Source organism: Victivallis sp. (assembly GCF_048170485.1).
Lineage (GTDB): Bacteria > Verrucomicrobiota > Lentisphaeria > Victivallales > Victivallaceae > Victivallis.
In genome coordinates this window covers 1-7,948 of the sequence record NZ_DBEXAY010000266.1, presented here as the reverse complement: position 1 = coordinate 7,948, position 7,948 = coordinate 1, and the positions used below count along the sequence as shown (strand labels likewise).

The following is a 7,948-nucleotide window of genomic DNA, read 5'->3' as shown; positions in this document are numbered from 1 at the left end:
TCATAGCTTTGCATCGAAAGATAGTGCTGATAATATTGTTGTTATTGCCGGAAAGGTGAGAATCGATATAAGGGTAAAAATCACCTTTTCTGCGATGTCTTTGGAAACAGAATCTGGTTTGATTATTAGGGAATAACTTATTTGGTAGAGGTAAATCGACTATTAAAATTTGAAGTTTCCTGCCAAATGAGAGTAGAATCGAAAATAACATCCGGAAAATTGCGCACAATTTGAGAGAAGGCATTTGAAAAGAGCTTGTTTTCTGATTGAATATCGTGATCAAACTTTAACCTAAAAAGAGAAACTGGCTTGCACAAAATATCGGGTACTACGATATTTCTTATGCTCGAAAGAAAAAAGAGAACAACCGGCTGATATGTACAGACCTCGCAGAATCGCCTGGAGCCGCTCGAAGCTGTAGACTTTTCCATAATGTACAACCGATATGAATCCAAGTTGCGGTAAACATCATCCGCTTTCTCTGCAAATAATTTATCGATGACTTGAAAGTCAGGAATCTTGTGCTATTTTTATTAAATATTATTTGAAATCAAGATTATGCGATCATTCAAGCCTGCCAACTGATAAATAAGGAGTTCCATCAAATGCCAAATCGTATGATTCTGAATCAAACCTCCTATTTTGGCCCGGGAGCCATTTCCGCTATTGTTGATGAAATTAAGGGGCGCGGATTCCGCAAGGCGCTTGTCGTGACGGACAAGGATCTCATAAAATTTCATGTCGCAGACAAAGTCACCTCTCTGCTTGACAAGGCGAACCTCGCCTATGAAATTTTCAGCGAGGTGAAAGCAAATCCTTCCGTTGATGTCGTAAAAAAGGGTGTCGCGGCTTTTAAATCCGCCGGCGCCGATTACCTCATCGCGATTGGCGGCGGTTCGCCGACTGACACCTCAAAAGCGATCGGTATCATCATCAACAATCCGGAGTTTGCCGATGTGGTTTCGCTCGAGGGTTGTGCCGCGACGTCCAAGCCGTGTGTTCCGATTATCGCGATTCCGACCACGGCCGGAACTGCCGCCGAAGTGACGATCAACTATGTCATCACCGATGAGCAGAAAAAACGCAAATTTGTCTGTGTCGATCCGCACGATATTCCGGTGATCGCGGTCATCGATCCGGAGATGATGTCTTCGATGCCAAAGGGCCTGACCGCAGCAACCGGCATGGATGCGCTGACCCACGCGATCGAAGGATATATCACCAAGGCCGCCTGGGAATTGACGGACATGATGCACCTCAAGGCCATCGAAATCATCTCCCGCTCGCTGCGCGGCGCCGTGAACAACACTCCGGAAGGGCGCGACGGCATGGCGCTCGGGCAATATATTGCCGGTATGGGATTCTCGAATGTCGGCCTCGGAATCGTCCACTCGATGGCGCACTCTCTCGGCGGGTTCTACAATACGCCGCACGGCATTGCCAATGCGGTGCTGCTTCCCTACGTCATGGAGTACAATGCGCCGGCCACCGGTGAGAAGTATCGCGAAATCGCACGGGCGATGGGAGTCGCGAACGTCGATGCCATGAGCATCGAAGAGGCGCGCAAAGCGGCGGTCGACGCGGTTCGCAAACTCTCTGTCGATGTCGGGATCCCGCAGAAGATGCGTGAACTGCCCTCGGTAAAAGAAGAGGACCTGCCGGCGCTGGCGGAGATGTCGTTCGCCGATGTCTGCACGGGAGGAAACCCGCGTGATACAAGTGTTGCGGAGATCCTCGACATTTACCGGAATGCCTTCTGAGACATCATACTGATCTGCTTAAGAACGAGGGGGCTGTCGCAAAATTTCATAAGATATGCGACAGCCCCCTTTGCTGTTGAAACCATTACTGCGGATCTGCAATCAGTTCGAAGAACGGTGTCGGACCTGACGACAACGTTCCGGTGTCGATCCGGATCGTCTGACAATTCCCGGTCGCCTGCACGGGAATCTCGTCTCGGCGACAGCCGTCCACTCCCAACGCATACAGTTTCCAGGAGCCGGGACGTCGCAGAGAAAGTTCCAGTTTCCCGGCACGACAGAGTACCGGAACCGTACCGAGTTCGCGGAGAGTGACGTGATCGGGGCCCAGCTCCATGTCGGTGTTCGCCTCCTCTGTCATGTACAGAAGTACCATCCGCGTACTTTCCGCAAGCTCCTTCCCGTCAATCGAGCAGAGTGCCACGCATCCGCTGCTTGAAATCCGTTCAACTGAAAACGAACGCAACTCCTCCCGGTTGCCCGCCGTCAGGCAGACCCCTTCTGTACGTGAAGTCTGAATCGTCAGCTTCTTCTCGCGGGTGCGCAGTGTAATTTCTTCCGTATCAGACTGAAATACACCATGCTCCGGTGCGCTGATATTCTGCGGCGAGAGAATGCCGCGCTGTTTCATTGCAGTTACGGCGGCGTTCAGAGAGAAGTTGCCGTCCTTCGACTCGATCACCTCGGAAAACCAGTCGTGAGAACGAATCGCAGAGCTCCCCGAAATCGGAAATGAGAGCGTTGCCTCCGGACGCGAAACACACCCGGGAGCCGCCGGTTCCTCCGGGAAGCACAGCCCGTAACCGGTGAGCAGTCCCAGGCTGGCCTGCCGGGAGGAAACTGCCTGCTCCGCATTGGCATCCCGTTCGAGAAAATCGCGCGGAACAATCACGGAAACCAGGTTCGGCGAGGTTCGCACATCCCCCCGCTGAAACAGACAGGCCGTCAGAAACTGCGCCGCCCGGAGCAGAGGAGAGGCCCCAACGTTGAAACAGCTGATTCGACTTCCGGCAATGTCATCGAGAATCACCGGTTGATCATGAACCTCCAACGCTCCATATCCCTGCAGAGCAGAGTATCCGCCGAACACCAGACCGGTCTCATAACGGTACGGATTCCAGAAGCAATGGTTGAACTCTCCCGAGAGGAAGGGGCGGCCGGCCAGCTTGGTGGAATTGCTGTCTCTCCAATACGCAGTTCCGGCTTCGATGGAACTGCCCTTGGCGACCTGGGAGCCACGATTGGTCCAGTTGCTCGGATGATTGAAGTAGGCGTGGACATCCACCACCTGGGAACACTTCCAGCGGGCGGCGGAGTGACCAAGAGAATGCGCATGGCTGTAATTTTCCACCAGTCCGGGATAACCGGCCTCCCTGACGATTTTTTCACAGCGCTCCGCACACCGGACCGCGCGTTCCATCCAGAACAGAGCAAAATCATTCTCTCCCTCACCGCCTGCCTCCGGAATCCGGACATCCGGGAACGCTCTTCCATATCGCTTTTCGAGAAAAGTACGGTAGTAGCGCAGTACGCGTTTTTCCGCGTCAGGGTTCTGCTTCAGAAGTCCCAGCATTCTGCCGCCGAGCCCCAGAGACTGTTCATTGTAATATTCGACGAACGCGATTGCGGGTTCGTCCTTCCAGGCCACGCCGGTATAGGGGTTTACATGGCGGAAAATTGTGTCGGCTGCAAACCGGAAATGTTCCAGTTCCCACTCACCGTCCAGATACATCATCAGTTTGTGCAGAGTACGCTCCGACATGGCCCTGGAATAATCTTCCGTGTACAATCCGAAGGAAAAAAGAACCAGATGAAGATAAATTCCTTCTTTCTTCAACTCGGAGACCAGAAAATCCCACCGGTCGAGATAGACCGGATTGATCTGCATATCTTCCTTCGCCCCGAAACAGAGCCAGTAATCCAGCAGCGCATGCACACGGAAGAGGCGGTATCCCTGTCGCCGGGCCGCTTGCGCGAAAAGCCGGGCTCGGTTGCGGAATTCGGTATCGTCCTTTGTATTAAAGAGGTTTACTTCTCCATTGAATCCCAGCAGACGTACCGGTTTTTCCGGACGCTTCTCAAAAACCAGTTCGCCCTTTTTCGAAATGGTGAGCCGACCGTACCGGCCGGCCGGAGCTTCGGCGCCGGCACCAAGATCCAGTGCGCTTCCCGGTTTTACGATGGAGCTGGTCAACTGATAGGGCTTCCAGACATCCCCCGCCCGGAAACGGATCGGCTCCCGGGGAATACCGCAGAAAAACTGCCATCCGCGCGAACCGGCGCGAACGACCGCGACCAGAAGGTTTTCCCCCTTTTCCACAAAGAGATCTTCGACATTGTTTTCGAACGAAAGCGGTCGGCAGCCGATTCCGGAAGTTACGAGACGGCCGTTTAGGTAGATATCAAAGAACCAGTTCGCCGAAAAACCGAGCCGCACAACCCCTGCCCGGTCCGATGTAAACCGGTTGTAGAGCACTGCAACGGATTTTCCGGGTCGAAATTCAGTCGGTGCCGCGTCGCGGAGATTGATCGTGCCATTATGCATTTTCCGAGAAATACGCTTCTTGCCGGAGATCTCCTCCGGGATTCGGTTGAAACAGTTCGACGGTTCCACGCCGCAGAAAATCTGCCATTCCGGCGAAAGCACGGGTGAAATCCGCATCTGCGAGCAATCGACAAGATGGATCGCGGAAATGTGGACACGCCCCGGCAACCGACTGAAATTGAAGGTCATCCCTTTGCGAAGATCATTCGTCGTCGCATGAAAGACCGCATCCAGCGTGTGAATGCCCGATGTCAACTTCCATTCCTTGACCAGCCCGAGAGAACTGTGCCCGGGAACTGTATTCTGATAGATCACCCGCATAACTCCGCCACGTTCAGTTTCTAGCTGGAATGAGAGCCGATAAGGTCCGCCTGCAGCCAGAGAGAGTTCATGACTCATCAACGAAGAGTTTTGCAAACCAGCTTCCGGAATCTGCAGAAGACAGCCGCCATCCTGAATCCGGGCTTTCACTCCGGTAGTCGTCCAGAACTTCATTCCCTGGGAGAAATCGCCGTTCTGAAGCAAATTCGCAGAGGGCGCGGCCACAGCACTCAACGCCCCGATAAAACCGAACAAAATAATGATCAATCGAAACTTCACGGGTAACTCCTCCATTAACGTACCATCTGGCCGTCGGCTGTGTAGATCGAACCACTCCAGACATCCGCTTTGACGATCAGATCGTTTGCTCCCATCGTATGGACGCTGCCGTCAAGTGTGAGCATGTTGGCACGGTTGTTATGCATCAGGGCGATTTTGCCGGTATCTGCACCGACATAGCAGTTCATGATTTTACCGACAGAGCCTCCGGTCGCTGACGGTCCGGCATAGAGACTGTCGACCACCAGGATCGTCGATGCGACATTCCCCCGCCCCTTCCAATTACCGAGAGCATCGCGGGAAGAAGCGGCGATTTTCTGCCGGATGGCTGAACGCTTATAGAGAATCCGGACAGCCCAATCCGTTCCCAGCATTGGATTCATACCGTATACCTGCCTTTCCGCTCCGCTGGCTCCATTCCCTTTAATGAACGGTTTGGAGGGGCAGCAGAACAACCGGATTGCTTTGGCGATCGCTTCCTGTGACGAAAAATCAATGTCATTGCTGGTCAGATAAAGCATGGTTGCCCAGGAGTATTTGGCGTTCCATGCAGTTCCGGAGTCGGAAGAGCCATCGCCTGCGGGAGAGAGCGCCGGTGGAATGTAGTCGTCGTAATCCATGGCGTAGCTTTCGAAGTAGAGACCACACTGTTTGAGGTTGCTCACGCAACTGATTCCACGTGCCTTGGCCCTCGCCTGATTCAAAGCCGGCAACAGCATCGCAGCCAGAATCGCAATGATAGCGATCACGATCAGGAGTTCGATCAAAGTAAATTTTCCAAATGTTTTCATCGGCCTGCTCCTTTTTTTTACCCGGAGTTTCTTGTAGATTGCATCCGGTTGTTGCTTATGGTGAAAGATACTGAATTTTCCAAATACTCAGGCCGGGCAGTTCCGCATCTTCCTGCCGTTTCTGCAGCCTTTTCTGCCCTCCTGTTCTCTATATGGCACTTCACGCGCCGGTGTGTTTTCTCGTTGTGCCAAGCACAGATTCCGCCCCCCCCGCCATCCCCGACCAAATGGCAGGGGAACACTCTCTAACTCACAAATGCAGGACTCAATCTCTTTCCAGAAAATAGAGGTTCGTTCCCGGTGTGTCAAACGAATCCATGAAGGAATCCGCATCCTGTGCAACGACCCGGTTGTCGAAGATTTCAGTAACCCTTTTAGCCCGGAATGGAAGCCGGATCTCCCGGACCCCTCCGGTTCCGCAGTGAATCGACAGCAATTCCGCAGACGCATGAAACGCAGCATCCCGCACATAGATATGCACCCCAGCCTGTTCGGCCAACCGGCGGATCTCCTCTTCCGAGAGATCGTTGGCTTTCGGTGCATAGACCTCCGTCCAGTCCTCCTGCTTTCGAATGTGAATACCGGGAAGCGATTCCGGAAATCCAGTAAAACGCTCGACATTCTCCGGCGCATACGTTCCATTGCGGATAATCCCCGCCTGATGGAGAAACACCACAGTTCTTCCAGCACAGCAGAGTTTCTCCCGAAGCAATGCAATTTTTGTATCATCCACCACAACCAGATTCAGAAAGATCACCAGCCGGTAACGGGAGAGATCGACATGTTTCAAATCCTCCCAGGTCGCAGTGTCCGCCGGCAACCCGGCGGCGGAAATACGGGTTTCAAGTTCACCGAAACGGTCCATCTGCGCTTTGCTGTGAAGCTGATAATTGCTCTCCGGATCGATCACAAGCAGAATCTGCGCAGCGGAACCGGTGGAACGGGCGGCATACTCATTCCACACCTCAACAGCGCGCCGGATCATGGCGCGGGTTTCCTGAGCTCGATACATTCCGCCCCAGATATTGAAGAACCAGAAAGAGAGCCGGTTGACCAGGCACATTCCAATTTCCCGCTTGAGTCCCGCGACATCCTCCTGCGGATTTTTCCAACCGTTCCAGATTCCCCCGGAAAGCGTGAAATAATCGGTGAGTTTCAGATTGGCATCACTGGTAATGCGATCGCATTCGAACAGAAAATTGATCTTTCTGCGACGCAACATCTCCGTCACTCCGATATAACCGGAATTGCCGCCGATGGCGAACGGACGGTTACAGGCCGCGCCGATCACGAAATCCGGCGGAGCCGTATCGAGAACCCGTTCGCAATCCAGATGGCCGTGAATTCCACTGTTGCGGATATGCGAGTAAAACATGCCGATCCGTGCCTCCTTTCGAATCCGGGAACGGGTTGCAGTGACAAATTCAATCGCCAAATTTGCTGTCGATGCGTTCACATAACGGAGCCAGGCCGGGAAAGCCGCCTCCGTGTCCGGATCGTAGACGGCATCGTAACGGTGAGGCATCCCTGGATAAATCACGGGCGGAAGATACTGCCGGGGGGCGTATGCCTTACACCACTCCTGAAAGTGAAGAACTTTCTGAGTCGTCAGTTTTTCATTTGCATGTTCAATCCATTCCAACGTACGTCCACAGGCAATCACATACCCTTCCACCCGGTCTCCCCAGCGGGTTTCACAGTGGTTGAGAAACGCATCCAGATAGCGCATCGTCAACTCCATCCACAGTTTATGATGAAAGCAGTCGCTCAGATTGTAAAAGGAATCCATCGAGAGTTTCCGCGTGAGCCAGAGCGGGGAATTTAAATCAACGGTCGTGATGAACCGTGCAGAAGGATGATGTGTGAGAACCTCTTCGAATTGGCGATCAAGCAGGTCAAAATCATAAAGATATTCCCGTTTCCAGATCAGCGGATAATCGGAGTAAGGCTCTCCAAACGAATTGGCTGTATTCATCGGGGAGATTTCGATCAAATTGATCCCGGCGTCCCGCATAAATTCCAGCGTTTTCCACTCCGTATGCAGAAATTTTCCGTATGGAAGGCGGTAGAGCAACATCGTATTTTCCATTTTTAAACTCCTGAAGGTCCCTTCTTCTTTCTGCTGTTGTTATCTGGCTTGCCGTTTCCTCCCGGAACACAGCTTACCAGATCACATTTTATTTCCCTTGAAGATGCTTTCGCTCTCCCGGAAAAATTAAAAAATCAATCTTGTCTTTTTTCTAAATATATGC

At 52.7% G+C, this 7,948-nt stretch carries 4 protein-coding genes; 1 reads left to right on the top strand and 3 read right to left on the bottom strand.

Annotation, left to right across the window (positions count from 1 at the left end):
* Positions 1–605 precede the first annotated feature (605 nt).
* Positions 606–1,760 carry a lactaldehyde reductase gene (gene fucO, locus ACMLHG_RS13890; protein WP_417170877.1) on the top strand — a complete coding sequence of 385 codons (1,155 nt, stop codon included), beginning with the start codon at positions 606–608 and terminating at the stop codon, positions 1,758–1,760.
* A gap of 85 nt (positions 1,761–1,845) precedes the next feature.
* Here fucO and ACMLHG_RS13885 read toward each other — a convergent pair whose 3' ends face one another.
* The 3 genes from ACMLHG_RS13885 to ACMLHG_RS13875 all read right to left on the bottom strand — a co-directional run bounded on the left by ACMLHG_RS13885 (position 1,846) and on the right by ACMLHG_RS13875 (position 7,785).
* On the bottom strand, positions 1,846–4,620 hold the full coding sequence (locus ACMLHG_RS13885) for a hypothetical protein (protein WP_417170876.1): 2,775 nt from the start codon (positions 4,618–4,620) through the stop codon (positions 1,846–1,848).
* A 299-nt stretch (positions 4,621–4,919) separates the two neighbouring features.
* Positions 4,920–5,696 carry a prepilin-type N-terminal cleavage/methylation domain-containing protein gene (locus ACMLHG_RS13880; protein ID WP_417170875.1) on the bottom strand — a complete coding sequence of 259 codons (777 nt, stop codon included), beginning with the start codon at positions 5,694–5,696 and terminating at the stop codon, positions 4,920–4,922.
* A 265-nt stretch (positions 5,697–5,961) separates the two neighbouring features.
* Positions 5,962–7,785 (bottom strand): hypothetical protein, encoded by a 1,824-nt coding sequence (locus ACMLHG_RS13875; protein ID WP_417170874.1) that lies wholly within the window; start codon positions 7,783–7,785, stop codon positions 5,962–5,964.
* Positions 7,786–7,948 lie beyond the last annotated feature (163 nt).

What these genes read in the sequence shown, in the direction of transcription:
- fucO (WP_417170877.1), top strand. Translation starts at nt 606, where the DNA reads ATGCCAAATCGTATGATTCTGAATCAAACCTCCTATTTTGGCCCGGGA.
- ACMLHG_RS13880 (WP_417170875.1), bottom strand. Translation starts at nt 5,696, where the DNA reads ATGAAAACATTTGGAAAATTTACTTTGATCGAACTCCTGATCGTGATC.
- ACMLHG_RS13875 (WP_417170874.1), bottom strand. Translation starts at nt 7,785, where the DNA reads ATGGAAAATACGATGTTGCTCTACCGCCTTCCATACGGAAAATTTCTG.